The sequence below is a fragment of the Microbispora sp. NPDC046973 genome, from assembly GCF_040644495.1.
Classification (GTDB): Bacteria; Actinomycetota; Actinomycetes; order Streptosporangiales; family Streptosporangiaceae; genus Microbispora.
Genome location: NZ_JBEYWQ010000002.1, coordinates 163,638 through 188,125, shown reverse-complemented (window position 1 = coordinate 188,125; position 24,488 = coordinate 163,638). Strand labels below are relative to the sequence as shown.

Here is a 24,488-nt window from a genome sequence, read left to right as displayed (position 1 = left end):
GGACAGACCTCGGCTCTGCGGTCGGCCGACCGGGGCGCCCTGGAGACGCTGAGGCAGGGCCTGCGGCTGTCGCCGGAGTTCCGCCGCGGGCTCGCAGGGACGCTCGTGCTGGCCGTGCTGGCCACACTGGGCAAGGTCGTCGTGCCGATCGCCGTGCAGCAGGTGATCGACCGCGGCCTGCGCTCGGGCGTGCCCGACCTGCCGTTCATCCGGAACGCGGTGGCCCTGTGCGCGCTCGCCGTCGTGCTGACCGCGCTGTGCGGCTACCTCATGAACGTCCGGCTCTACCGTTCCACCGAGGCGGGCCTGGCGGCCCTGCGCGGCAAGGGCTTCCGCCACGTGCACGACCTGTCGGTGCTGACGCAGAACACCGAGCGGCGCGGCGGCCTGGTCTCCCGCGTGACCGGAGACGTCGACCAGATCAGCACGTTCATGCAGTGGGGCGGGCTGATGGTCATCGTGTCCGCCGGCCAGCTGGTGGTGGCGACCGTGCTGATGGCCGTCTACTCCTGGCAGCTCACGCTGATCGTGTGGGCCTGCTTCCTGCCGCTGGTGCTGGCCCTGCCCCGGTTCCAGCGCCTGGTGGCCGGCGCCTACACCCGGGTGCGCGAGCGCGCCGGCGACGTCCTCGCCGCCGTCAGCGAGTCGGTCGTCGGCAGCGCGGTGATCCGGGCGTACGGCTCGGAGGACCGCACGGCCGAGCGGATCGACACGGCGGTGGACGGGATGCGCGCGGCGCAGTCCAGGGCCCAGAAGATCGTCGGGTTCACGTTCCCGGCCACCGAGCTGGTCGCTTCGATCACGGTCGCGCTGGTGGTCGTGGCCGGGGTCTGGCTGGGCGTCGCCGACTCGATCACGGCGGGGCGGCTCATCGCGTTCCTGTTCCTGATCACGCTGTTCATCAGCCCGCTGCAGACCGCGACCGAGGTGCTGAACGAGGCGCAGAACGCGATCGCCGGATGGCGGCGCATCCTGGGCGTGCTCGACACCCCGGCCGACGTGGCCGACCCGGAGAACGGCGCCACCCTGCCGCGCGGCCCGATCTCGGTCCGCTTCGACGACGTGGGCTTCGCCTACCCCGGCGGGCCGCCGGTGCTGCACGAGGTGTCGGTCGAGATCCCGCCGCGCACCCGCGTGGCCGTCGTGGGGGAGACCGGCTCGGGCAAGACGACCTTCGCCAAGCTGCTCACCCGGCTCATGGACCCGACCTCCGGCCGGATCCTCGTGGACGGGACCGACCTGCGCACGGTCAGCTTCTCCTCGCTCAGGGAGCGGATCGTCATGGTCCCGCAGGACGGCTTCCTGTTCGACTCGACGCTTGAGGACAACATCCGCTTCGGACGGCCTTCGGCCACCCGGGAGGAGATCACCCGCGCCCTGACCGAGCTCGGCCTGGCCGACTGGCTCGACGGCCTGCCCGCCGGCCTGGACACCCCGGTCGGCCAGCGGGGCGAGTCCCTGTCGGCCGGAGAGCGGCAGCTCGTCGCGCTCGCCCGCGCCTACCTCGCCGACCCCGACCTGCTGTTGCTCGACGAGGCCACCTCCGCCGTGGACCCCGCCACCGAGGTGCGCCTCGCCCGCGCCCTCGACGGCGTCACCCGCGGCCGTACGGCCGTCTCGATCGCGCACCGCCTGTCCACCGCCCAGGCGGCCGACGAGGTGCTGGTGTTCGAGCACGGCCGGATCGTCCAGCGCGGCCCGCACGCCGTCCTGGTCGAGCAACCCGGCGTGTACGCCGACCTCTACGCCTCCTGGACCACCGCCACCTCTTCCGGGTCCTGATCAGGCCCGCAGCGCGTCGGCGAGGCCCATCGGGTTCCAGCAGTCGCGCAGCAGGAGGATCCGCCCGTCGCGGATGCGGAACACCTGCACGGACCGGCCCTGATAGGGGGCGCCCGTCGCGGTCACCACGGCCCTGGTCTCGAGTTCGACGACGAGCACCTCCGGATCCGTCGTCTCGTAGACGCTCGTGGTCCACATGTCCTCGATCCGCATCGCCGCGGTCGCCTGCCCGGAGGAGAAGGCGCGGATGGCCTCCCGGCCCTCCACGCGCACGGGCATCCCCGGCGGGGCGAACGGCAGCTCGATCACCCCGTCGGGGGCGAACAGATCGGCGAAGCCGTCCAGGTCGCCGTCGACGATCAGGGCGCGTCTGCGGGCGAGGACGTCTCGCGGGGTCGGCCGGTCCATCGGCCCTCCTTCGTTGAACGGCTGTTCATTGAACGACCGTACAACGAAATGCGGGAAGGGATCAATCACGCCGTAGAATCGTCCGGTGACCGAGGCCGGAGCCCGCATGACGCGGGCGGAGCGTCGCCGCAGCACCGAGGCGCGAATCCTCGCTGCGGCGGCTCGCCTGTTCGCCGAGTCGGGATACGCGGACACGACGATCCGGGCCGTCGCCGCGGCCGCCGGAGTGAACCCCGGGCTCGTCATGCACTACTTCGGTTCCAAGGAGGAGCTCTTCCTGCGCGTCGCCCGGGCCCGGCCGTCCGGGCCTCTCGAAGGCGAGCCGGAAGGGGTCGTCGAGGAGTTGCTCGACCGGCTCGCCGCCTCGATGGCCGACGAGCCGGTCGAGTCGCTGGCCGTGCTGCGCTCGATGCTCACCCATCCCGGAGCCTCCGAGGCCGCCGCCGAGGGAGCGGCCCGCTACCGCGCGCAGCTCGCCGAGGCCCTCCCCGCCGCCGACGCGGGCGTACGGGCGGCGCTGGTCAGCGCGGTGCTCATCGGCGTGGTCCTCGGGCGACACCTGCTGAAGCTCGAAGAGCTGCGCGACGCGCCTCCGGAGCAGATCGCCGCCCTGCTGCGCCCCTGCCTGCGCTCCCTCACGGGCGCGGACGGCTGATCCGTCCGCGCGCCCGTCAGTGCGTCTGGGGGTCGCCGCCGGACAGGCGCTGGGCCAGGTAGATCGGGATCACCGACAGCAGGATCAGCGCGGCGGCCACCACGTTGACCACCGGCGCCTGGTTGGGCCGGAACAGGTTCTCGAAGATCCAGATCGGCAGCGTGCGGACACCGGCACCGGCGGTGAACGTCGTGACGATGATCTCGTCGAACGACAGCGCGAAGGCGAGCAGCCCGCCCGCGAGCAGCGCCGAGCGCATCATCGGGAACGTCACCAGGCGGAACGTGGTGAACGTGTCCGCCCCGAGGTCGGCCGACGCCTCCTCCAGGTTCAGGCCCATGCGGCGCAGCCGGGCCAGCACGTTGTTGTAGACGGTGACCACGCAGAACGTCGCGTGGCCCACGATCACGGTCAGCAGCCCGAGGGGGAGGCCGAGCACCGTGTGGAAGGTGTTGCTCAGCGCGATGCCGGTCACGATGCCGGGCAGGGCGATGGGCAGCACGATCACCAGCGAGACCGTCTCCCGGCCGAAGAACCGGTAGCGCTGCACCGCGAAGGCGGCCATCGTGCCGAGCACGAGCGCGATCGCGGTCGCGCCGAGACCGGCCTGGACCGAGGTCCACAGCGCGTCGCGCAGGCCGGCGGAGTCCCAGGCGGCGCCCCACCACCGCAGCGTGAACCCGGCGGGCGGCCAGGAGAAGGTCCGGTCGGAGTTGAACGAGTTGAGCAGCACCACGGCCAGCGGCACGTAGACGACGGCCAGGCCGGCCACCAGCGCCGCCCGCAGCAGCGTCCGGGACGTACGAGACAGGTTCACCGCGCCTCCTTCACAGATTGTCCAGAGCGCCGGTGCGGCGTACGGCCGCGAGGTAGACCAGCATGATCACGACGGGGACGGTGGCGACGGCGGCGGCGAAGGGCAGGTTGTTGGCCGCGCCGATGTTGTCGTAGACCACGTTGCCGATGAGCTGGGTCTTGCCGCCGACGATCTTCACGGTGATGTAGTCGCCCAGCGACAGCGAGAACGTGAAGATCGACCCCGCCACGGCGGCGGGGAAGGTCAGCGGCCAGACCACCGTGCGGAAGGTCCGCCACCCGCGCGCGCCGAGGTCGCCGGCCGCGTCGAGCAGTGAGTTCGGCAGCCGTTCGAGCCCCGCGTAGATCGGCAAAATCATGTACGGCAGCCACAGGTACGACAGGGTCACCACGGTGGCGGTCAGGCCGTAGCCCCAGCCGAGCACGCCGTCCGAGGACAGCATCACCCGCCACGCGTACGCCTTGACCAGGTAGGACGCCCACAGCGGGGTGAGCACGGCGATCACCAGCCAGCGCTGGGCCCGCGGCGAGGCCAGCTTGGCCATCGCGAAGGCCATGGGGAAGGCCACCACCAGGTCGATCAGCGTGACCGCCGCGGCCACGCCGATCGAGCGCAGGGCGACCGTGCGGTAGACCTCACCGGTGACCAGGTCGGTGAAGTTGGCCCAGGTGAACACCTTGACCACGTCGCCGGTGAACACGTCGGTCGACCAGAACGCGGTGACGAGAAGGGCCGCGAGCGCGCCCAGGTAGGCCAGCCCCAGCCAGGCCAGGGGCGCCGACAGCAGCAGCGACAGCCGCACCCCGGCGTGCCGGTGCAGGAATGAGGCGGCCCGCCTGCGCATCCCGGGGGAGGCGGCCGTCGTCGTGAGGGTCGTCATCGTCTTCTCTCCGTGCGGGCGGGGGGACGGCCGGGCGGCCGTCCCCCCGGGGGATCGCTCAGCCCTTGATCTCGGTCCAGGCCCGGGTCCACTCGGAGTAGTCGGTGCACTTGACGTCGGTGCGCCCGTCGAGGCACTGCGCGATCGGCGTGGTCCAGTAGTGGACCTTGGAGAAGTACTCCTCGTCGGTCGCGTGGTAGGTGTCGCAGAACGACTTGTCGGAGGTCTGCTCGCACGCCTTGGCGTTGGACGGCGCCTCGCCGAACCACTCGGCCACCTGCGCGTTGGCCTTGGGGGAGATGATCCAGTCGAGCCACTTGTAAGCGCAGTTGGGGTGCTTGGCCTTCGCGGCGACCATCCAGGTGTCCGACCAGCCGGTGGAGCCCTCCTTCGGCAGCGTCGTCTCGACCGGTGCCTTGTCGGCCTCCACCAGGTTGGCGATCACCTGCCAGGTCGTGCCCACGACCGTGTCGCCGGACTTGAACGACTGCACCGCCTTGGTGTAGTCGGACCAGTACTCGCCGATGTTCTGCTTCTGCTGCTTGAGCAGGTCGACCGCCGCCTGGAGCTGCTTGTCGTCCAGCGCGTACGGGTCCTTGATGCCCAGCTCCGGCTTGGCCGACATGAGGTAGAGCGCGGCGTCGGCGATGTAGATGGGCGAGTCGTACGCCGTCACCTTGCCCTTGTACGGCGAGGCGGGGTCGAACACGACGCCCCAGGAGTCGGGGGCCGGCTTCACCGCGTCCGTGCGCCACATGAGCAGGTTCGCGCCGCGGCCGTGCGGGATGCCGTACGCGACGCCGTCGACCGAGTTCCACGGCTTGAGCTTCAGGCCGTCGAACACGTCCTTGTAGTTCGGCACGAGGGCGGTGTTGACCGGCGCGACCGTGCCCGAGGCGATCAGGCGCAGCGAGGCGTCGCCCGAGGCGGACACGGCGTCGTACTCGCCGGTCTTCATCAGGTTGACCATCTCGTCGGAGGTGCCGGCCGTCTTGGTGTTGACCGTGCAGCCCGTGGCCTTCTCGAACGGGTGGACCCAGTCGACCTTGGGGTCGTTGGAGCCGTCCTCCGCGTACCCGGCCCAGGCGACGAGGTTGACCTGCCCCTCGCCGGGGCCGAGGGACTTCAGGGCCTCGATCTTCGGCGGCGTGAAGGCGCCGCCGCCGGGGGCCGCGCCCGAGCCGCCGGTGGCGGGGGACGACCCGCCGCCGCAGCCCGCGACGGCGGCGAGCGCCAGCGCGGCGGTGACGACGAGGGAAGGCCTGGCGAAACGCGGACGGGGGGACCGCATCGTGGTTCTCCTTGCTGTGAGTGGTGCTGTGGGCGCGGTGGCGGAGCTCAACCGGCGGTGACCGGCTCGGCGGGGGCGTCGATGGGGAACTCGTGCCGGCGGTTCCACACGAGGCGGACGCGGGCGCCGCGCAGGCCCGTCACGTCCATGGACGACGCCTGCAGGTTCTGCTGGAGGGCGATCAGGCGCCCGCCCGCGTCGAGGTCCACGACGAACCGGGTCGCGGGACCGGCGTACACGACCTCGCGGATCACGCCGGCGGCCTCGTGCTCGTCCGGGCCCGGAGGCTCCTCGCCGAGCACGACGCGCAGCTTCTCCGGCCGGACGCTGAAGGTCCCCTCCCTGCCCAGCACGGCCCGCGCGGCCTCGCCGGAGATGAGGTTGGAGGTGCCGACGAAGGAGGCGACGAAGGCGGTGGCCGGGCGCTCGTACACCTCGGCGGGGGTGCCGACCTGCTCGATCCTGCCCTGGTTGAACACCGCGATCCGGTCGCTCATCGTCAGCGCCTCCTCCTGGTCGTGGGTCACGAACAGGAACGTGATGCCGACCTCCCGCTGGATCGCCTTCAGCTCGACCTGCATCTCCTCGCGGAGCTTGAGGTCGAGCGCGCCGAGCGGCTCGTCGAGCAGGAGCACGCGCGGCCGGTTGACCAGCGCGCGGGCCAGCGCGACCCGCTGACGCTGGCCGCCGGACAGCTGGGCCGGGCGCCGCTTCTCGAAGCCCTCCAGCCGCACCGAGCGCAGGGCGGCGAGCGCCCGCTCGCGCCGTTCGGCTCTGGGCACCTTCTTCACGCGCAGGCCGTACTCGACGTTGTCCAGCACGCTCATGTGGGGAAACAGCGCGTAGTCCTGGAAGACCGTGTTCACGTCCCGCTCGAACGGCGCGAGCCGCGTGACGTCGCGCCCGCCCAGCTCCACCGTCCCTGCCGTGGGCGACTCGAACCCCGCGATCATGCGCAGCACGGTGGTCTTCCCCGAGCCGGACGGCCCGAGCATCGCGAAGAACTCCCCGTCGGCGACGTCGAGGTCGATCCCGGCCACCGCCTCGACCGGCCCGAAGCTCTTGCGCAGGCCGCGGAGACTGACTGCTTGGTCTGGCATGACCTGAAACATATGGAGTTAAATGTTTCACGTAAAGACCCGATCCGGTATCACTGTTGTCAACTTTCGCGGGTGTCAACCCTCGCGACGGCGTGGGCGAACAGGAGTGCGACCGTGAACATGGCCCGCCTGGCCGTCTTCTCGCCGGTGGACAGCACGGCCAGAGTGGACGCCGTCGTGCGGCGGCTCGCCGACGCGATCGCGGTCGGCCTGCTCGCCGACGGAGAGCAGCTGCCCAGCGAGACCGAGCTCGCGGGCCGGCTCGGCGTCTCCACCGTGACCCTGCGGGAGGCGCTCATGGCGCTGCGGCAGCGGGGGATGGTCGAGACGCGGCGCGGCCGGGGCGGCGGCAGCTTCGTGCGCCTGCCCGCCGAGTTCGACCCCCTTGCGCGGCTGCGCGTGTTCGCCGCCGACGAGCTGCGCGACTTCGGCGACCACTACGCGGCGATCGCCGGGACGGCGGCGAGGCTCGCCGCCGAGCGCTCGCTGCCCTCGGACGTCGCGCCCCTGTGGCGCACCCTGGACGAGATGGACGCCGTCGCCGCCGCGCCGCAGGCGGCCGGGTCAGGAGAGGCGTGCGCCCGGCTGCGCAGGCTCGACGGCCGGTTCCACATCGAGGTGGCGGCGGCCTCGCAGTCGGCCCGCCTCACTCGGGAGGAGATCCGGTTACAGGCTGACATCGGACCGTTGCTCTGGCTTCCGCACGAGGCCCTGAGCGGGCACGATGAGACGGCGGCACAGCATCGCGCCATCGCCGGGGCCGTCGAGCGCGGCGACGGCGAGCAGGCCAGGGCCGTCGCCGAGCGGCACGTGCTCGACGCGACACGACACCTCATCGAGCTTCGGCTGCGGCTGCGGGAGTAGAAAGCATGAGCACACCGGCGTCACTTGTGCAGGCCGGGCACGACCACGCCGCCGCGGCGGTGGAGCGGGTGCGCGAGGCGGCCGAGGGTGTCTTCGAGGCGCTGCGCGAGGTCCGCGACGCCGCCGTCGCCTGCGTCCTGCCCGCGGGCGGCACGCGCCGCCCGGTCGTGGCCGACCTCGCGGCGCTGCGCCCGCTGCTGTGGGCCCGGCTGCGCGGCGGCGCGCTGCCGGCCGGTCTGCCCGCTCGCCTGCCGGCCCATCTTCCGGCGCTGATCGCGGGGATCGGCTTCATCGCCGCGCCCGGCCTGCTGGCCGACGCGCCGTGGTACCTCGAATGGTGGCAGGAGAACCCCTCCGGCGCCCCGGTGCAGCTGCTGCGGGACATGGACCCGGCGAGCAGCGCCTTCTACGACTACACCCACTGGGACTGGTACGCCGGCCCGTCCTCCGGCGCCGAGCGCACGATCTGCGGCCCGTACGTCGACTACCTGTGCACCGACGAGTACAGCCTCACGCTGTCGGTGCCCGTGACGGCCGGGGGGAGCTTCGCCGGGGTGGCCGCGGCCGACGTGTTCGTCCGGCGGTTCGAGGCCGCGGTGCTCCCCGCGCTACGGGAGATCCCGGGCCCGGCGTTCCTGGTCAACGCCGAGGGCCGGGTCGTCGCGTCCAACACCGCGAGCTGGGTCGCGGGGTCGGTCTACCGTGGCGGCCCGCACGACGGCGACCACGCCGTACGCCGGGTGGGCGACCTGCCGCTCTCGCTGGTGACCGCGACGGCCGGCGCACCCGTGTAGCGCAGCGAGGCGAGCAGGGTGCGCAGCGAGGCGAGCAGGGTGCGCAGCGAGGCGAGCAGGGTGCGCAGCGAGGCGAGCAGGGTGCGGCAGCGCGGAAAGCAGGGTGCGGCAGCGGGGGAGGCCGGGTAGGGGCGGCGGGGGCGGCCGGGACCTGCGGCACAATTGGCCTCATGGCCCTCGACCCGAAGATCGCCGACCGGCTCAAGCGGACGCCGGACGGCCTGGTGCCCGCGATCGTCCAGCAGCACGACACCGGCGAGGTGCTCATGCTCGCCTGGATGGACGACGAGGCGCTGCACCGCACGCTCACCACCGGCCGGGCGACCTACTGGTCCCGCAGCCGGGGGGAGTACTGGGTGAAGGGCGACACCTCCGGCCACGTGCAGTGGGTCAAGCACGTGGCGCTCGACTGCGACGGCGACACGATCCTGCTCAAGGTCGACCAGGTGGGGGCGGCCTGCCACACCGGCGACCGCACCTGCTTCGACGCCGACGTCCTCGACGTGAGCGGCGCGCCGTGACCGCTCCCGCGCCCGCCCGCGACCAGGCGCGCACGGCGCGGCGCTCGCTGCTCGTCTGGCTGGCCGCCTGCGCCGTGGGCGGCGGGGTCGCGCTGCTGGCCGCGGGCCGCGTGTGGGTCACGCTCGGCACGGCGGGAAGCCCCGCGGGAGCGGGCGGCGGCTCCCTCACCGGCGACGACCTGGTCGCCTGGCTCACCCCCGCGGCGCTGGCCGCGCTCGCCGCCGTGCTGGCCGTCCTGGCGACCCGGGGGGTCGCGCGGCGGGTGACGAGCGTGGTGGTCGCCCTGCTCGGCGTGGCGGTGGCGGCAGGGGCGTGGGACGGCACGCGCGGCGTGACGATCGCTTCGGCGGCCGCGCAGCACATGACGACCGCGGTGACGTCCTCCGGTCACATCTCCCTGGAGTCGCGCGCCTGGGTCTGGCCGGTGCTGGCCGCGGCGGGCGGGCTCGTCCTGGCCGTGGCGGGCGTGGCGGCGGCCGTCCTGAGCGTGCGCTGGCCTGGCATGTCGAGCAGGTACGAGCGGAAGGCCGGGCCCGGGGGCACGGGCGGGGCCGCCCGGGTGAAGGACGCCGACAGGGCGATGTGGGACGCGATCGACGAGGGCGAGGACCCCACCGCGTAGCCGGTCCGACGGCGGGGGAGTCCCTCCCGCGCATTGGATCGTTCCCACCTCAGATTACAAATTGTCCACAAAGCGGATTCCTGCCCGGCCCGACCGCCCTGCTGCCGATAGGCTTCGCGCCGACCTCTGATCATCGCAGGAGACCGAATGAGCCACGGGAGCCGGCCGGGCGGCGCGGGCGGCCATGACCGCCCGCGCGGCCGGGATGATCGGCAGCCGGCCTCCGACGGCCATCGCCATCCGCTCCGGCCGGTCCGCACCGGCGCCGGCCACCCTCCGGCGCCGGCGGGAACGGCATGGTCGTCGCGTCGCTCCTCCCCGGCATCCCCGGCCCGTTCCCATGCGGTGCTTCGCGGATTCTCGGGGCCGTCTCCGGTCTCGTCGCGCTGAAGAAGATCCGAGACTCCTTTTCCCCCACTCACGCAGGAGCACCACATGACGTATGGCAACGACCCGGGCTACAACCCGGGTGGTTACCCCCAGAACCAGCCCGGCCCGCAGGGCGGGTACCCCCCGCCGCAGGGCGGCTACCCGCCGCCTTCCCAGGGCGGCTACCCGCAGGGCGGCGGCTACCCGCCGCCGCAGGGCTCGTACCCGGCCGCGCCCGGCGGCGACCAGTACGGCGGCGCGTACGGCCAGCCCGGCGGCTACCCGGCTCCCGAGCTCGCCCACTGGGGCCTGCGCGTCGGCGCCTACCTGATCGACGCTGTGATCGTCGGCGTGCCGTCGAGCATCCTCTACGCCATCGGCGGCTCCATGACCGCCAACTCGCTGCAGGTTGACCCGAACACGGGCGAGCTCACCTCCTCGGGTGGCAGCGGGATCGGCATGGTCATCTACCTCCTCGGCTTCGTCGTCGCCATCGGCCTCGGTCTGTGGCTGAAGTACAAGGAGGGCACCACCGGCCAGACGGTGGGCAAGAAGGTCGTCGGCATCCAGACGGTCAAGGAGCAGACCGGCGAGTACATCGGCTTCGGCATGGCCTTCGTCCGCTACCTCTGCCACATCATCGACGGCCTGCCCTGCTACATCGGCTTCCTGTGGCCGCTGTGGGACGCCAAGCGGCAGACGTTCGCCGACAAGATCGTCGGCACCGTGGTCGTGCGCGCCCCGCGTTAGGCTGACCTTCATGGAGGTGACCGGACGGCGCGCGTGGGACCGGGTGTGGTCGCTGCGCGCGCCGTTCGGCGCCGCGGCCGTTCTGACCGCGGCGGTGACATACCTGGCGGTGGTCGACCCGCACGAGCCGGGTCACTACCCCGTCTGCCCTCTCTATTACCTGACCGGCCTGTACTGCCCCGGATGCGGCGCGCTGCGCGCCGTGCACGACCTTGCCCACGCCGACCTCGCCGGGGCGGCGCGGATGAACCTGCTCTTTGTCTTCTGCGTCCCTGTCGTAATCACACTGTGGGCCCGATGGGCGTTACGATCATGGCAGGGACGGCCCATGCGCCCGGACGGCGCGCGCCCCGCGTACCTGTGGGGACTCCTCGTCGTCGCGGCCGTCTTCGGGGTGGTGCGTAATACGCCTTTCGGGCAATTCCTCGCACCGTGAATCGACCCGGTGGCGGATCGACGCGAGACGGGCCGATACCATCGCAGGGCAGGACACGCAGAGCAGCCGACCGGAGGGACCCTTACGCGTGAGCGAGCGGACAGGCAAATCGCGCGAGCTCCGAGCCGAAGGCGAGGAGGACGCGTGAGTGTTCTTGAGGACATCATCCTGGGCGTGCGGGAGGACCTCGAGGAGCGGCAGCGCAACGTGCCGATCGAGGAGCTCAAGCGGCTCGCCGCCCGCGCCCCCGAGCCCCGGGACGCCTACGCCGCGCTCGGCGGCGACCGGGTGTCGGTCATCGCGGAGGTGAAGCGGTCGAGCCCCTCGAAGGGCGCGCTCGCCGCCATCGCCGACCCCGCCGCCCTCGCCGCGGACTACGAGGAGGGCGGCGCCCACGTCATCAGCGTGCTCACGGAGCGGCGCAGGTTCGGCGGGACGCTCGCCGACCTCGCGGCCGTGCGCGCGGCCGTGGACATCCCCGTCCTGCGCAAGGACTTCATCGTCACCTCCTACCAGCTGTGGGAGGCCAGGGCGCACGGCGCGGACCTCGCCCTGCTCATCGTGGCGGCCCTCGACCAGCAGGCGCTCGTCTCGCTGATCGAGCGGGCCGAGTCGATCGGGCTCGCCCCGCTCGTCGAGGTGCACACCGAGGAGGAGCTGGACCGCGCGGTCGACGCCGGAGCGAAGATCATCGGGGTCAACGCCCGCGACCTCAAGACGCTCGAGGTGGACCGCGAGGTGTTCGCCAAGCTCGCGCCCAAGGTGCCGGACGGCGTCATCAAGGTGGCCGAGTCCGGGGTGCGCGGCCCGCACGACCTGCTCGCGTACGCGCGGGCGGGCGCGGACGCCGTGCTGGTGGGCGAGAGCCTGGTCACCGGCAGGGACCCCAAGACGGCGGTCAACGACCTCGTGACCGCGGGCGCCCACCCGGCCTCCCGGCAGGACACCGGCTCCGAGAGGCACTCGTGAACGACAGCGCATCGGAAGGAGGCCACGTGACCGCGACGGAGGGGACCATCCTCACCTCCGCGGACCTGGCCGGCAACGGGGTCCACGGAAACGACCCGGACGTCAACGGCAAGTTCGGCAGGTTCGGCGGAAGGTACGTGCCGGAGGCGCTCATCCCGGCCCTCGACGAGGTCGCCGCGGAGTACGAGAAGGCCAAGACCGACCTGGGCTTCCTGCGCGAGTTCGACCACCTGCTGCGCACGTACGCCGGCCGTCCCACGACGCTGACCGAGGTGTCGCGCTTCGCCGAGCACGCGGGCGGCGCGCGGATCCTGCTCAAGCGCGAGGACCTGACCCACACCGGCGCGCACAAGATCAACAACGTGCTCGGGCAGGCGCTGCTGACCAAGCGGCTGGGCAAGCGGCGCGTCATCGCGGAGACCGGGGCGGGCCAGCACGGCGTCGCCACCGCCACCGCCGCGGCGCTCATGGGCCTGGAGTGCGTCATCTACATGGGCGCGGTCGACTGCGAGCGCCAGGCGCTCAACGTGGCCAGGATGAAGCTCCTCGGCGCGACCGTCGTACCGGTCACCAACGGCAGCCAGACCCTCAAGGACGCCATCAACGAGGCGTTCCGCGACTGGGTCACCAACGTCGACCACACCCACTACCTGTTCGGCACCGTCGCCGGTCCGCACCCGTTCCCGGAGATCGTGCGGGACTTCGCCCGGATCATCGGCGTGGAGGCCCGCCGCCAGGTGCTGGAGCTCACCGGCAAGCTGCCGGACGCGGTCTGCGCCGCCGTCGGCGGCGGGTCGAACGCCATCGGCGTCTTCCACGCCTTCATCGAGGACGAGGACGTCCGGCTGTACGGCTACGAGGCCGGCGGCCGGGGCGCGGACACCGGCGAGCACGCGCTGACCCTGACCGAGGGCAGCGTCGGCGTGCTGCACGGCGCCCGCACCTACGTCCTGCAGGACGAGGAGGGCCAGACGATCGAGTCGCACTCGATCTCGGCCGGCCTCGACTACCCCGGCGTGGGCCCGGAGCACGCGTGGCTCAAGGACACCGGCCGGGCCACCTACGAGGGCGTGACCGACGAGGAGGCCATGGAGGCCTTCGCTCTGCTCGCCCGCACCGAGGGCATCATCCCGGCCATCGAGTCCTCGCACGCGCTCGCGGGCGCGCTGCGGCTGGGCCGCGAGCTCGGTCCTGACGCCGTCATCCTGGTGAACCTGTCGGGCCGCGGTGACAAGGACATGGGCACCGCTATGAAGTACTTCAACCTCTGATCAGCATCGATAGGGCATCCCGATGACGACACTCCACGCGGTGTTCGACAAGGCCCGCGCCGAGGACAGGGCCGCGCTGGTCGGCTACCTGCCGGCCGGCTTCCCGACCAAGGACGGCGCGGTCGCCGCGGCGACGGCGATGGTCGAGGCCGGCTGCGACGTGATCGAGATCGGCCTGCCGTACTCCGATCCGCTCATGGACGGCCCGACCATCCAGGACGCGGTGCACCGGTCGCTGGTCAACGGCACCCGGATCGCCGACGTGCTGCGCACCGTCGAGGGCGTGGCGAAGTCGGGGGCCGCGACGCTGGTCATGACGTACTGGAACCCGATCGACCGCTACGGCGCCGAGCGCTTCGCGCGCGACCTCGCCTCGGCGGGCGGCGTCGGGACCATCACGCCGGACCTGACGCCCGAGGAGTCCGAGCCCTGGCTCGCCGCGAGCAAGGAGGCCGGCATCGACACGGTCTTCCTCGTCGCGCCCAGCTCGCCGGACGAGCGCATCGCCAGGGTCGCCGCCTGCTGCACCGGCTTCGTGTACGCGGCCTCGCTGATGGGCGTGACCGGTGCGAGGGAGACAGTAAGCTCGGCGGCGGAGGGCCTGGTCAAGCGGACCAGGGCGAACACGTCGCTGCCCGTCTGCGTCGGCCTCGGTGTCGGGAACGGCGCCCAGGCCGCCGAGGTCGCGGCGTACGCCGACGGCGTCATCGTCGGGTCCGCCTTCATCCGGCGCCTGCTCGACGCGCCGGACGAGAAGTCCGGTCTTGCGGCGGTACGCGAGCTCGGAGCCGAACTCGCCCGGGGCGTCCGGCGCTGAGACGCCCTGGGGTTTCCTTCCCGTACACTCGCCGCGAGCAGCCAAGATAAGGCGGCTTACCATGCTCTTATCCAGCACATGGTGAGGTTGGGTCCCGGTACTGTTCAGTCGGTGTTGCCTACCGGGCGAGGAGACTCATGGTTCAGTTGGCATCCGGCGCCTCGGTGTCCGAACGGTTACAGCCTGCGAAACCCGTGCTCTCCTGGGTCACGACCGCCGCACGGGTCGTGCTCGCCGGCGTTCTGATCGTCGCCGGGGCGCTCAAGATCGGAGCGCCCGCGTTGTCGGTGCAGGCGGTGCGGGCCTACCAGCTCCTGCCCGACTCCGTCGCGCAGGTCGTGGGATACGGCCTGCCCGTGCTGGAGATCATCACGGGCCTGCTGCTGCTCGTCGGCCTGTTCACGCGCGCGGTGGCGGTCGTCGGCGGAGTGCTGATGGTGGCGTTCGTCATCGGCATCGCGTCGGCCTGGGCCAGGGGGCTGCGCATCGACTGCGGCTGCTTCGGCGGGGACGGCACGCTGGCCGCGGGACAGGACCCCAACTACTTCTGGGAGCTGCTGCGCGACCTCGGGCTGCTGGTCTGCGCGGCGTGGATCGTGGTCAGGCCGGCGAGCCGCCTGTCGCTGGACTCCGCGCTTGGCTTCACGGGGGAGCGGGATACGGCGGACGAGGACGACTCGGACGGCGGCGAGGGCGACGGTGCGTGACCGCGGACGACGTCGCCGGGCACGGAGACCGATCGCGGGTCCTTCGGCCCTACCGTCCCCGGCCGCACGGGGCCAACGGTAGTGCGCGAAGGGAACCGGACAGCAAAGCCAGGGGGGAAGCTTCGTGAGCAAGCGGACGAGTGAGGCGGCCAGGGCCCGGATCGCGGCCCAGCGGGAGGCCTTGCGCAAGCAGGAGCAGCGCAAGCGCATCACGATGATCGTCACCATCGCGGTGATCGTCGTGATCGCCGCCGCGTTCACGGTGTGGTCGGTGCGGCAGGGAACCGCGGAGGAGGCCTCCGGGGGCGCCGCTCCCGTCACCGTGGAGAAGGACGGGACGGTCGTGATGGCCAAGTCCGGCGTGACCAAGCCCGTGGTCGACGTGTACGAGGACTTCCAGTGCCCGGCCTGCAAGCAGTTCGAGGAGACCAGCGGCTCGACGCTGAAGAACCTGGCCGCCGAGGGCAAGGCCAAGGTCGTGTACCACCCGATCACGATCTTCACCCAGGAGCCGACCAAGAGCAACTCGTTGCGCGCTGCCTCCGCCGCCCGCTGCGTCACCGACGGCCGGCAGTGGCTGGCGTTCCACGACACGCTCTACAAGAACCAGCCGAGCGAGACCGTGACCGGCTTCACCGTCGACGAGCTGATCAAGTGGGGCAAGGAGGCCGGCGTCACCGCCCCCGACTTCGACAACTGCGTACGGCAGCAGCGCAACGTCGCCGCGCACCAGCAGTTCTCCCAGCAGACCATGAGCGCGCAGAAGCTGACCGGCACGCCGACCATCAAGCTCGACGGCAAGGACCTCGACACCAACGTCGCCTTCGTGCCGAGCTCGCTGCGTGACGCGGTGGAGAGCGCCGGCAAGTGACCTCTCACGGGGACGGCCCCACGCGGGCCGTCCCCCCGCCCGGCCGTCGTCAAGAATCGGGCAAGGGCCGCGTGGTCTCCCGTGACCGGGGTATCGAGCGCGATGTCACGAGCTCCGCACGGGGCGGGGGAGGGGCCGGTCCGACCGGAGTCCCGCCCGCGCCTGCCGTGAGCGGTTCCGCCGCGACGAGCTGAGCGAGGAGGCGCCGTGCCCGCCCACACCGGTGAGAAGGCCCGCAAGACCGGCGTCTTCCACTGCGCCGTCTGCGGGGAGAAGGTGTCGGTCCAGGAGGGCGACACGATCCCGAAGTGCCCGAACGGTCACACCGAGTTCGACAGCCGCACCCAGGAGCCGGACAACCGATCATGACGGAGCGGCGGCCGATGCCGGTGCCGCCGGGCCGATGAGCGGGCGCGACCGCCCCGGGGAGCAGGCCGGCGGACACCGCCCCGCCGCGTCGCCCGTGGCCGTTCGCGTCGCCCGTGGTCGTTCGCGTCACCCTGTCGGACTCACGACCGGACTGACGGCGGGGCTCACCGACGAGCAGGCCGCCGAGACCCGGCGCCGGGTCGGCCCGAACGCCGTCCGCGACCACCGCGCCCGCCCGCTGCCGGTGCTCGCGCGGCAGGTGCGCAGCCCGTTGCTGGTGCTGCTGCTGGTGGCGGCCACGGTGTCGTTCTTCGTCGGCGAGCGGACCGACGCGGTGGTGATCGGCGTCATCGTCGCTCTGAGCGTCGGGCTGGGTTTCGCCAACGAATACCGCGCCGAGCGCGCGGTGGAGGCCCTGCACGAGCGCATGCGCCACCGCGCCCAGGTGCTGCGCGGGGGAGCGTGGACCACGCGTGACGTGACCGACCTGGTGCCGGGCGACGTGGTCGGCCTGCGGCTCGGCGCGGTGGTCCCCGCCGACGTACGGCTCGCCGAGGCGCACGGCCTGGAGTGCGACGAGTCGGTGCTGACCGGAGAGGCCATGCCGGTGCGCAAGCAGCCGGGCGACACGGCGCTCATGGGCACCGTCGTCACCGGGGGCACGGCGACCGGGGTCGTCTCGGGGACGGGGGCCGCGACCGCGTTCGGCGAGATCGCCGCCGGGCTCGGCGAGCGGCACGCCGAGACGGCGTTCCAGACGGGACTGCGCCGCTTCTCCGGGCTGCTGGTGTGGGTGGCGGCGGTCCTGACCGCCGGGGTCCTCGCGGTCAACCTCGTGCTGGGCCGCCCGCTCCTCGGCGCGCTGCTCTTCTCGCTGGCCATCGCGGTCGGCGTGACCCCGCAACTGCTGCCCGCCGTCGTGACCACCAGCCTGGCCACCGGCGCCCGCCGGCTCACCCGGCTCAAGGTCCTCGTCAAACGGCTCGTGGTGATCGAGGACTTGGGCGACGTGGAGGTGTTGTTCACCGACAAGACCGGCACCCTGACCCAGGCCAGGATCGAGCTGCGCGCCTCGCTCGCTCCGGACGGCACGGACGACGCGGCCGAACCGCTCCGGTGGGGGCTGCTGTGCGCCGACCCGCCCGGCTCCGATCCGCTCGACGACGCGCTGCATCAGGCGGCGCGGCCCGGCGGGCTCGCGGACGGCGTGGCCGCCCGCGGCTACCGAAGGCTGGCGGAACGGCCGTTCGACCACGAGCGCCGGGTGGCGTCGGTCCTGGTCGAGGACGCGGCGGGGCAACGGACGACGATCACGAAGGGGGCGCCCGAGCAGGTGCTCGCGCGCTGCCGCGCCGTGCCCGGCGGGGCCCGCGAGACGGCGGACCGGCTGTTCGGCGAGGGGGCGCGGCTGATCGCGGTGGCGATCCGGCCGCACGCCCCGGCGAACGGCCCCCAGGAAAACGGACCGCAGGAAAACGGCCCCCAGGAAAACGGGCCGCAGGAGGACGGGCCGCGGGAGAACGGGCCGCGGGACGACAGGCCGTCCGCAGAAGCCGCGGGAGTAGGCGGCCCGCAGGAGTGCGGCCTGGAACTCGCCGGCTTCCTCGTCTTCAGCGACCCGCCCAAGCCCGGCGCGGCACAGGCGGTGGAGCGGCTGGCCGCGCTCGGCGTCACCGTGAAGATCCTCACCGGCGACAACGCGCTGGTCGCCGCGAAGGTCGGCGAGTCGATCGGCCTGCCGGGAGGCGGCGTGCTGACCGGGGCCGACCTCGACGGCCTCGACGACAACGCGCTGGCCGGGGCCCTGGCCACGACCTCCGTCTTCGCGCGGGTCAGCCCCGAGCAGAAGGCCCGGATCGTGGCGGTCCAGCGGCGCGGGGGCCTCGACGTCGCCTTCCTGGGCGACGGGGTGAACGACGCCCTCGCCCTGCACCGCGCCGACGTGGGGATCTCCGTCGACTCCGGCACCGACGTGGCCAAGGACGCCGCCGACGTGGTGCTGCTGGAGAAGGACCTCGGCGTGCTCGCCGACGGCATCGTCGAGGGACGCAGGATCTTCGCCAACACGATCAAGTATCTGCTGATGGGAACGGCCAGTAACGTCGGCAACATGGTCTCCGCCGCCGCGGCGTCGGCGGTGCTGCCCTTCCTGCCGATGCTGCCGAGCCAGGTGCTGCTGAACAACCTGCTGTACGACGCGAGCCAGCTGGCGATCCCGGCCGACCGGGTGGACGCCGAGCAGCTCGCCCGGCCCGCGCGCTTCGACCTGGGGCTCATCCGGCGGTTCATGCTGGTCTTCGGCCCGATCAGCTCGGTGTTCGACCTGCTCATGTTCGCCGTGCTGCTGCGGGTGTTCCACGCCGGGCCGGCGCTGTTCCGTGCCTCGTGGTTCGTGGAGTCGCTCGCCACCCAGACCTTGGTGATCTTCGTGGTGCGCACCCGGCGGGCCCCGTTCTGGCGCAGCCGTCCCGGCGCGGCCCTCGCCGCCGCCGTCACGGCGGTCGTGCTCTCCGGCCTCGTCCTGCCGTACACCCCCCTGGGCCCCGACCTCGGTTTCGCCCCCATCCCTCCGGTGATCCTCGGCACGGTCACCGCCGTCCTCGTCGTCTACCTGGCGCTCGTCGAGACGGTCAAGCGCCGGTTCCGGACGGGGCCGCCCGCGCCGCAGCGGGAGCGCCTACCGCACCTCCGGCTGCACCGCAGGGCCGCGGTCTTCAGCCGCCGCCCCGCACAGCGACGTCGCGGCGCCGCCTGACCCCGCCGCCGTCCCCGGCCGACCGGCCGCGTTGATCTCTCTCCGGGTTTCGCCTCCGTGGCCGCGGTTAGCATGCCCGCATGCCGTACGACGACCGGTCTCCCCTCACCGAACCCGCGGGCGCCGCGAGGAGGATCCACGGGGCGATGATCGCCTTCGCGGCGGGCGACGCGCTCGGCGTCCCCTGGGAGGGCCGCCCGCCGGAGAGCATCGACCCGGCCGAGGTCGTCCGCCTGCCGGCTACGGACCGGGGGTGGCCGCGCGGCTCGACCTCCGACGACACCGCGCAGATGGTGCTGGTCGCCCGGTGCCTGGCCGACACGGACGGACGGCCCGCCTCCATGGACTTCCTGACCCGGCTGGCCGACGCGGCGCCCGGGGTGCGCGGCCTCGGGCCGACGACGAAGCGGGCCCTCGCGCACTTCCACGCGACGGGGGAGCTCCCCGCGCCCTCGGCCGGCGACCTGCCCACCAACGGCGCGGCCATGCGCATCGCCCCCGCCGGCTGGGCCGTTCCGCCCGACCGGCCCGAACGCCGCCGGAGCCTGTGCGAGGCGCTGTCGGCCGCGACGCACCGCGCGCCGGCGGCCATGGCGGCGGCCTGCGTGATCGCGGCCATGGCGTCGTCCGCGGTGGAGGGCGCGGGCGCGGCCGATCTGCTGGACGCGGCGGCGGCCGAGGCCCGCTGGGCGGGTGAGCGCTACGGGCCGATGGACGCCGTGGCGGACGCCGCCCACGGCCGGTGGTCGCCCCCGCCCCAAGGGGTCTCCCTCGACGCGGTGGAGACGGCCGCCGCGGTGGTCCACGTGATCCGCGAGGCCCCGGACCTGGCCTCGGCGCTCCCGTACGCCGTGTCGCTCGGCGGAGACACCGACACGGTCGCGGCGCTCGCGGGCGGCGTCCTCGGCGCCCGCGACCCCGAAGGGGTCACCGCGCTCGGCTGGCTGGGGCTGGTGGATCTCGGCGAATACCCGGGCCTGGGGGACCTGGCCGCACGCCTCGCCGCCCTGCGCCGTACGCCTGCCGCCGAGCTCTGAACCGGTGCGGGAGACGGTCGTCGCAGGTCGCGGGACCGATGCCCGTGCCTCGCGCCGGACCAGCCCTGTCTTGCGGTAACGTCACATTACATGCCCCTCCTCGCCTCGATTCCCAGCCCGTCACAGGGGGTCTGGAATCTCGGACCGATCCCGATCCGCGCGTACGCGCTGTGCATCGTGCTCGGTGTCATCGTCGCCGTCTGGATCGGCGAACGCCGCTGGCGCGCCCGTGGCGGCGCCCCCGGGACCATCACCGACCTCGCGGTCTGGGCCGTGCCGTTCGGCCTCGTCGGCGGACGTCTCTACCACGTCATCACCGACTGGCAGATCTACTTCGGCTCGGAGGCGCCCAAGCGCCCGATCGACGCCCTGTTCATCTGGGAGGGCGGCCTCGGCATCTGGGGCGCGGTCGCCCTCGGTGCGCTCGGCGTGTGGATCGCCTGCCGCCGGCGCGGCATCTCCTTCACCGCCGTCGCCGACGCCTGCGCACCCGGCGTGGCCGTGGCGCAGGGCATCGGCCGGTTGGGCAACTACTTCAACCAGGAGCTGTTCGGCGGCCCCACCGACCTGCCGTGGGGCCTGGAGATCGAGCCGGGCCGCCCGGGCACCGTCCCCGGCGCGACCACCTACCACCCCACGTTCCTCTACGAGTTGCTGTGGGACTTCGCACTCGCCGGTGTGCTGATCCTGGCCGCCCGCCGGTTCGGGCTGCGGCACGGCCGGGTGTTCGCGCTGTACGTCGCGGGCTACACGCTCGGCCGGTTCTGGATCGAGGGGCTGCGGGTCGACCCCGCCCACCACGTCCTCGGCCTGCGGCTGAACCAGTGGACCTCGGTCGTCATCTTCCTGTGCGCGCTGGCATACCTGTGGCTGGCCCGCAACCGCACCGGCGAGGAACCGCTGGGCGCGCAGGCCGGCGACGCCGGCGCGGACCACGCCGACCCGGCCCACGGGCGAGACCAGGCCGACGAGCCGGAACTCCTGCGCGACGAGCGGGAGGACCGGGAGGCGCGAGGCGGCGCCGACGACCCGGCGCCGGACGCCGACGCGGGCTCCGCCAAGCGCACGGCGACCGCGGGAGCGGGCGACGGCGCGGCGGCGACACCGGAGGCCGGCCAGCGATGACGAAGGCCACGACGGGGGCGCGGGCCGAGATCCACCACGAGCATCGGGACGTCAACGGCGGCTGGTTACGTCCCGCCGTCTTCGGCGCGATGGACGGGCTGGTCTCCAACTTCGCGCTGATCGCGGGCGTGGCCGGCGGCACCGCGGAGACCAGGATCGTCGCGCTCGCCGGCATCGCCGGCCTGGCCGCCGGAGCGTTCTCCATGGCGGGCGGCGAGTACGTGTCGGTCGCCAGCCAGCGCGAGCTCGCCCAGGCGGAGATCGACGTCGAGCGCCGGGAGCTGGAGCGGCACCCCGAGGCCGAGGAGGCCGAGCTCGCCCGGATGTACGAGGAGCGGGGCGTCGACCCGGAGACCGCCAGGGAGGTCGCCCGGCAGATCTCCCGCGACCCGGAGGAGGCCCTGGCGGTCCACACGCGCGCCGAGCTGGGCGTGGACCCCGACGACCTGCCCTCGCCCGTGCTGGCCGCCGTGTCGTCGTTCCTGTCGTTCAGCCTCGGCGCACTGGTCCCGCTCCTGCCCTACCTGCTGGGCGTGCGGGGGCTGTGGATCTCCGCCGCGGTGTCGATGGCGGCGCTGTTCGCCGCGGGCGCCGTGGTCTCCAGGGTGACGGCCCGCAGCTGGTGGTTCAGCGGTCTGCGCCAGCTCGTGGTGGGGGCCGTGGCGGCGGCGCTGACCTGGGGCCTGGGCTCGCTGATTGGAACCGGCGGTCTATGACCAAGCGCAAGCGCCGGTCGTCCGCGCCTGCCGAGGGGCGGGCCGGGGCCGCCCTCGCCGAGCTGGGGCTGGACGACCGGCAGCAGCGTGTCGTCATGTGGTCGGTCACCGCTGTGGGAGTGCTGGCGATCGCCCTGGTGCTGACACTGGTGATCAACGCGATCGGCGGCGGGCAGTCGCAGCCGGCGCAGGCGTCGGGCGACGTGTCAGGGGAGGGCCTGCCCGCGTCCTTCCAGACCTGGCCGTCCCTCAAGGAACTGGCCCCGATCGCCGACAGGAAGGCCGACACCGCGGCGCTGACCGCCCAGGAGGTGTTCGGCGCGCGGACGCTCAAGGCCGGCAAGGTCACGCTGCGCAGGCTGGCCAGCCGCCTGGACCAGGCCTGCGCGGGCGCCGTATGGGGAGCCGACCTCGCCGACGCCCTGGCCGAGGCCGGATGCAGTCAGGCCCTCCGCGGCCTGTACGCCACCGCCGACGGGGTGTACGTCGCGCAGTACACCCTGTTCAACCTCGCGGACGTCGCGGCGGCCGAGTCGCTGGCGCAGTCGCTGGCGTCGCTCTACCGGGGCGCCTGGGTGCAGCCGCTGGAGTCGCCGCGGGCGAAGTTCGGCGCCTACAGCGAGGGAAACGCCTACGTCCTCGGGCACTACCTCGGGGTGGCCTGGATCGGCCGGGCCGACGGCGCGGAACCGGGGGAGAAGGACGACTTCATCATGCTCGGCCTGGCCGTGCGTGAGGCCGAGAAGGCGGTCTTCCGGCGCGTGGTCAAGGTGGCCGGTGTGCCGTCGGACCCCGCGCAACCGCCGGGCCCGGACGACAGCGCCCAGCCCGCCGAGGAGCCTCCCTCCGATCCCGGCGCCTCTCCCGCGGTGTCCGCGCCCGGCGCGAGCACGTCCGCGCAGCCGTCCGTCCCCGCCGCCCGGTAGATCTCCCGGCCCGGCCTCGTCAGTGCCCGTTCGGCCTCGTCAGGCCGTGGTCAGAGCGTCGATCTGCGCCCTCATCCGGGCGAGGCGGTGGAGGGGGAGTTCGAGCGGGGTGGCGTCGAGGGCCCACGGCGCGGCCTCCTCGACGGCGGCCCTGGCCTGCCTCTTGGTGAGCCCGGCCGTCCCGTCCGGCCCAGGTTCGGTCAGGGCCTCGCGCCAGGCGTTGGCGACCTTCCCGTGGGCGCTGTCCATGATCCTGCGCGCCACCCGGTCGGGGCCGCCGTCGGGGGGCGAGAGCCGTACGGCGTCGAGGACGTGGCCCTCGGCGGCCAGGCGATAGACGGGGGCGAGCAGGTCGGCGAGCGCGGGCAGATCCGCCACCGTGTCCGCCACCGCGTCCACCACCGGGCCCGTGGTGAGCACGCGCACGTGCCGGGCGCGCGTCGCGAGCAGCAGGCGGGGCAGCGCGGCCTCCAGCCCGGCCGGCACGGCGATCGCCACCCGCTCGGGGTCGGCGGCGTACGGCTTGGCCAGCAGGGTGGCGAGCCGGGTGCGTGGCACCTGCGGCAGCAGGCCGCGCGGCCAGTCGCCGGCGAGCAGGTCCGGCCCGAACGCGGTCACGGCCGCCTCGTCCGGCGGCGCCGCCGGGGCGGACTCGACGGCCTGGGGGCCCTGTGTGTAGATGGCCGTGGCGAGGCGGTCGAGCCGGGCGGCGATCGCCGGCCACGTCTTCGTGGTGGGCCGAAGCACGTACAGGTCCGCCGCGCTGCCGATCGCCTCCGCCCCGTGATACCGGTTGAAGTGCGGAAATATCGCCTCGTGCAGCAGGTTGAGGTCGAAGAGGGCTTTTTGCACCTTCAGCGCGAGCATCGGAGTGCGCTCGGAGGCGCCGTACGCCACGAGGATCCGCCCCCGGTCGCGGTCGCGCAGGCCCTCGGCGGCGCGGGCGGCGAACAGCCCGATCCCCTCGGGCGTGTACGGCGGGTCGGTGATCGCGAGGTCGGCCCAGCCGCGCAGCGACGGCGGCAGGCCGAGGCGCAGGTCGGCCCAGCGGGTGCGCACCCCCAGGTCCTGGGCGTCGATGTACTCCAGGATGCGGTCGTCGACGTCGGCCACGGCGACCTCGATCTCGGGGTGGACCATCCGCACGGCCAGCGAGGTCAGATCGTGGTCGCCGACGCACAGCAGGCGGGCGCCGGGCAGCCAGAACCGCCGCCCCAGCAGGAGGGCGCGGCGCAGCACGGTCTCGGCGGTCGCGGAGACGTGGTCGAGCGCGTGCCGTCCCCGGGGGGCCCCGGCGATCAGCCTCTCCAGGCGCTCGAGCGTCTCGGTGTGCGCCGCTACCATTCCGGCCACCGGATTCCCAAGACCGGAAATATCCGCATCGATGCCGACGTTGTAGCGGTTGACCTGATCAATGGGAATACGGACGCGATCGCCGCTGTGCTCAAGGGGGAGCACTCGCAGCAGCGACTCGATCGTCCGCCGCGGGGTCGCGGTCTCCCTGACCAGGTCGGCCAGGGTCCACCAGCGGCCGCCGGACAGGAGCGCCAGTGCTCCGCGCAGGCGCAGGCCGTCCACGCCGGCCTCCGCCAGCAGTTCGTCGATCGCCTCATGACCACCCATGCGCAAACCATA

General features: G+C 73.0%; 25 protein-coding genes. 19 read left to right on the top strand and 6 right to left on the bottom strand.

The features are described from left to right. Positions 1-15: 15 nt before the first annotated feature. On the top strand, positions 16-1,782 hold the full coding sequence (locus tag ABZ860_RS04930; protein WP_357216301.1) for an ABC transporter ATP-binding protein: 1,767 nt from the start codon (positions 16-18) through the stop codon (positions 1,780-1,782). On the opposite strand, the gene ABZ860_RS04925 is transcribed toward ABZ860_RS04930, so the two are convergent. Next, positions 1,783-2,190, bottom strand: a complete 408-nt coding sequence (locus ABZ860_RS04925) for a nuclear transport factor 2 family protein (protein WP_357215185.1) — start codon at positions 2,188-2,190, stop codon at positions 1,783-1,785. It abuts the gene before it with no gap. 85 nt (positions 2,191-2,275) lie between these two features. Here ABZ860_RS04925 and ABZ860_RS04920 point away from each other — a divergent pair, with 85 nt between their 5' ends. Further along, positions 2,276-2,845 carry a TetR family transcriptional regulator gene (locus ABZ860_RS04920; protein WP_357215182.1) on the top strand — a complete coding sequence of 190 codons (570 nt, stop codon included), beginning with the start codon at positions 2,276-2,278 and terminating at the stop codon, positions 2,843-2,845. A gap of 16 nt (positions 2,846-2,861) precedes the next feature. Here the strand turns inward: ABZ860_RS04920 and ABZ860_RS04915 are convergent, their stop codons facing one another. Genes ABZ860_RS04915 through ABZ860_RS04900 form a run of 4 tightly spaced genes read right to left on the bottom strand, consistent with a single transcriptional unit; the run spans position 2,862 to position 6,933 of the window. Next, a complete protein-coding gene (locus ABZ860_RS04915; RefSeq protein WP_183539757.1) occupies positions 2,862-3,662 on the bottom strand; it encodes an ABC transporter permease in 801 nt (266 codons plus the stop codon). Between the two features lie 10 nt (positions 3,663-3,672). Then, complete coding sequence (locus tag ABZ860_RS04910; RefSeq protein ID WP_357215180.1) at positions 3,673-4,542, bottom strand: ABC transporter permease; 870 nt, start codon at positions 4,540-4,542, stop codon at positions 3,673-3,675. 58 nt (positions 4,543-4,600) lie between these two features. Next, positions 4,601-5,833, bottom strand: coding sequence for an ABC transporter substrate-binding protein (locus ABZ860_RS04905; RefSeq protein WP_357215177.1), 1,233 nt, complete (start codon positions 5,831-5,833; stop codon positions 4,601-4,603). Positions 5,834-5,880: 47 nt separating this feature from the next. Further along, entirely contained in the window at positions 5,881-6,933 is a 1,053-nt protein-coding gene (locus tag ABZ860_RS04900) for an ABC transporter ATP-binding protein (RefSeq protein ID WP_357215175.1), read from the bottom strand. A gap of 120 nt (positions 6,934-7,053) precedes the next feature. On the opposite strand from ABZ860_RS04900, the gene ABZ860_RS04895 reads away from it, so the two are divergent. The 17 genes from ABZ860_RS04895 (at position 7,054) to ABZ860_RS04815 (ending at position 22,853) form a co-directional block, all read left to right on the top strand. After that, positions 7,054-7,797, top strand: coding sequence for an FCD domain-containing protein (locus ABZ860_RS04895; RefSeq protein WP_357216299.1), 744 nt, complete (start codon positions 7,054-7,056; stop codon positions 7,795-7,797). A gap of 5 nt (positions 7,798-7,802) precedes the next feature. Further along, positions 7,803-8,591: a cache domain-containing protein gene (locus ABZ860_RS04890; protein WP_357215172.1), complete on the top strand. Its 789-nt coding sequence runs from the start codon at positions 7,803-7,805 to the stop codon at positions 8,589-8,591. A 170-nt stretch (positions 8,592-8,761) separates the two neighbouring features. After that, positions 8,762-9,112 carry a phosphoribosyl-AMP cyclohydrolase gene (hisI, locus tag ABZ860_RS04885; protein ID WP_030509961.1) on the top strand — a complete coding sequence of 117 codons (351 nt, stop codon included), beginning with the start codon at positions 8,762-8,764 and terminating at the stop codon, positions 9,110-9,112. Beyond that, complete coding sequence (locus ABZ860_RS04880) at positions 9,109-9,735, top strand: Trp biosynthesis-associated membrane protein (protein ID WP_357215169.1); 627 nt, start codon at positions 9,109-9,111, stop codon at positions 9,733-9,735. The genes hisI and ABZ860_RS04880 overlap by 4 nt, the downstream gene beginning before the upstream one ends. A gap of 435 nt (positions 9,736-10,170) precedes the next feature. Continuing rightward, complete coding sequence (locus ABZ860_RS04875) at positions 10,171-10,854, top strand: RDD family protein (RefSeq protein ID WP_357215166.1); 684 nt, start codon at positions 10,171-10,173, stop codon at positions 10,852-10,854. A 10-nt stretch (positions 10,855-10,864) separates the two neighbouring features. Further along, the gene (locus ABZ860_RS04870) at positions 10,865-11,290 is read left to right on the top strand and encodes a DUF2752 domain-containing protein (protein ID WP_357215164.1); all 426 of its coding nucleotides are present in this window, start codon (positions 10,865-10,867) and stop codon (positions 11,288-11,290) included. A 144-nt stretch (positions 11,291-11,434) separates the two neighbouring features. After that, positions 11,435-12,259 (top strand): indole-3-glycerol phosphate synthase TrpC, encoded by an 825-nt coding sequence (trpC, locus tag ABZ860_RS04865; RefSeq protein WP_357215162.1) that lies wholly within the window; start codon positions 11,435-11,437, stop codon positions 12,257-12,259. Positions 12,260-12,324: 65 nt separating this feature from the next. Next, the gene (gene trpB / locus ABZ860_RS04860) at positions 12,325-13,530 is read left to right on the top strand and encodes a tryptophan synthase subunit beta (protein WP_357216297.1); all 1,206 of its coding nucleotides are present in this window, start codon (positions 12,325-12,327) and stop codon (positions 13,528-13,530) included. 22 nt (positions 13,531-13,552) lie between these two features. Then, positions 13,553-14,347, top strand: coding sequence for a tryptophan synthase subunit alpha (gene trpA / locus ABZ860_RS04855; protein WP_357215159.1), 795 nt, complete (start codon positions 13,553-13,555; stop codon positions 14,345-14,347). Positions 14,348-14,484: 137 nt separating this feature from the next. Further along, on the top strand, positions 14,485-15,054 hold the full coding sequence (locus ABZ860_RS04850) for a MauE/DoxX family redox-associated membrane protein (protein WP_357215157.1): 570 nt from the start codon (positions 14,485-14,487) through the stop codon (positions 15,052-15,054). Between the two features lie 124 nt (positions 15,055-15,178). Next, the gene (locus ABZ860_RS04845) at positions 15,179-15,925 is read left to right on the top strand and encodes a thioredoxin domain-containing protein (RefSeq protein WP_357215154.1); all 747 of its coding nucleotides are present in this window, start codon (positions 15,179-15,181) and stop codon (positions 15,923-15,925) included. 207 nt (positions 15,926-16,132) lie between these two features. Beyond that, positions 16,133-16,294, top strand: a complete 162-nt coding sequence (locus tag ABZ860_RS04840; RefSeq protein WP_079315866.1) for an alpha helical protein — start codon at positions 16,133-16,135, stop codon at positions 16,292-16,294. A gap of 34 nt (positions 16,295-16,328) precedes the next feature. After that, positions 16,329-19,049: an HAD-IC family P-type ATPase gene (locus ABZ860_RS04835; protein WP_357215151.1), complete on the top strand. Its 2,721-nt coding sequence runs from the start codon at positions 16,329-16,331 to the stop codon at positions 19,047-19,049. A gap of 80 nt (positions 19,050-19,129) precedes the next feature. Further along, positions 19,130-20,086: an ADP-ribosylglycohydrolase family protein gene (locus tag ABZ860_RS04830; protein WP_357215148.1), complete on the top strand. Its 957-nt coding sequence runs from the start codon at positions 19,130-19,132 to the stop codon at positions 20,084-20,086. A gap of 90 nt (positions 20,087-20,176) precedes the next feature. After that, complete coding sequence (gene lgt / locus ABZ860_RS04825; RefSeq protein ID WP_357215146.1) at positions 20,177-21,211, top strand: prolipoprotein diacylglyceryl transferase; 1,035 nt, start codon at positions 20,177-20,179, stop codon at positions 21,209-21,211. Then, positions 21,208-21,927, top strand: coding sequence for a VIT1/CCC1 transporter family protein (locus tag ABZ860_RS04820; RefSeq protein ID WP_357215144.1), 720 nt, complete (start codon positions 21,208-21,210; stop codon positions 21,925-21,927). The genes lgt and ABZ860_RS04820 overlap by 4 nt, the downstream gene beginning before the upstream one ends. Then, complete coding sequence (locus ABZ860_RS04815) at positions 21,924-22,853, top strand: hypothetical protein (RefSeq protein ID WP_357215141.1); 930 nt, start codon at positions 21,924-21,926, stop codon at positions 22,851-22,853. Before ABZ860_RS04820 ends, ABZ860_RS04815 begins: the two co-directional genes overlap by 4 nt. Before the next feature lie 39 nt (positions 22,854-22,892). Here ABZ860_RS04815 and ABZ860_RS04810 read toward each other — a convergent pair whose 3' ends face one another. Beyond that, the gene (locus tag ABZ860_RS04810; RefSeq protein ID WP_357215139.1) at positions 22,893-24,476 is read right to left on the bottom strand and encodes a bis-aminopropyl spermidine synthase family protein; all 1,584 of its coding nucleotides are present in this window, start codon (positions 24,474-24,476) and stop codon (positions 22,893-22,895) included. Between the last annotated feature and the right edge of the window lie 12 nt (positions 24,477-24,488).

Bases quoted from the DNA above. Each gene is read 5' to 3' on its own strand.
- ABZ860_RS04925 (WP_357215185.1), bottom strand. From the start codon at position 2,190: ATGGACCGGCCGACCCCGCGAGACGTCCTCGCCCGCAGACGCGCCCTG.
- ABZ860_RS04910 (WP_357215180.1), bottom strand. From the start codon at position 4,542: ATGACGACCCTCACGACGACGGCCGCCTCCCCCGGGATGCGCAGGCGG.
- ABZ860_RS04905 (WP_357215177.1), bottom strand. From the start codon at position 5,833: ATGCGGTCCCCCCGTCCGCGTTTCGCCAGGCCTTCCCTCGTCGTCACC.
- ABZ860_RS04900 (WP_357215175.1), bottom strand. From the start codon at position 6,933: ATGCCAGACCAAGCAGTCAGTCTCCGCGGCCTGCGCAAGAGCTTCGGG.
- ABZ860_RS04895 (WP_357216299.1), top strand. From the start codon at position 7,054: ATGGCCCGCCTGGCCGTCTTCTCGCCGGTGGACAGCACGGCCAGAGTG.
- ABZ860_RS04890 (WP_357215172.1), top strand. From the start codon at position 7,803: ATGAGCACACCGGCGTCACTTGTGCAGGCCGGGCACGACCACGCCGCC.
- hisI (WP_030509961.1), top strand. From the start codon at position 8,762: ATGGCCCTCGACCCGAAGATCGCCGACCGGCTCAAGCGGACGCCGGAC.
- ABZ860_RS04875 (WP_357215166.1), top strand. From the start codon at position 10,171: ATGACGTATGGCAACGACCCGGGCTACAACCCGGGTGGTTACCCCCAG.
- ABZ860_RS04870 (WP_357215164.1), top strand. From the start codon at position 10,865: ATGGAGGTGACCGGACGGCGCGCGTGGGACCGGGTGTGGTCGCTGCGC.
- trpA (WP_357215159.1), top strand. From the start codon at position 13,553: ATGACGACACTCCACGCGGTGTTCGACAAGGCCCGCGCCGAGGACAGG.
- ABZ860_RS04850 (WP_357215157.1), top strand. From the start codon at position 14,485: ATGGTTCAGTTGGCATCCGGCGCCTCGGTGTCCGAACGGTTACAGCCT.
- ABZ860_RS04835 (WP_357215151.1), top strand. From the start codon at position 16,329: ATGAGCGGGCGCGACCGCCCCGGGGAGCAGGCCGGCGGACACCGCCCC.
- ABZ860_RS04830 (WP_357215148.1), top strand. From the start codon at position 19,130: ATGCCGTACGACGACCGGTCTCCCCTCACCGAACCCGCGGGCGCCGCG.
- lgt (WP_357215146.1), top strand. From the start codon at position 20,177: ATGCCCCTCCTCGCCTCGATTCCCAGCCCGTCACAGGGGGTCTGGAAT.
- ABZ860_RS04820 (WP_357215144.1), top strand. From the start codon at position 21,208: ATGACGAAGGCCACGACGGGGGCGCGGGCCGAGATCCACCACGAGCAT.
- ABZ860_RS04815 (WP_357215141.1), top strand. From the start codon at position 21,924: ATGACCAAGCGCAAGCGCCGGTCGTCCGCGCCTGCCGAGGGGCGGGCC.
- ABZ860_RS04810 (WP_357215139.1), bottom strand. From the start codon at position 24,476: ATGGGTGGTCATGAGGCGATCGACGAACTGCTGGCGGAGGCCGGCGTG.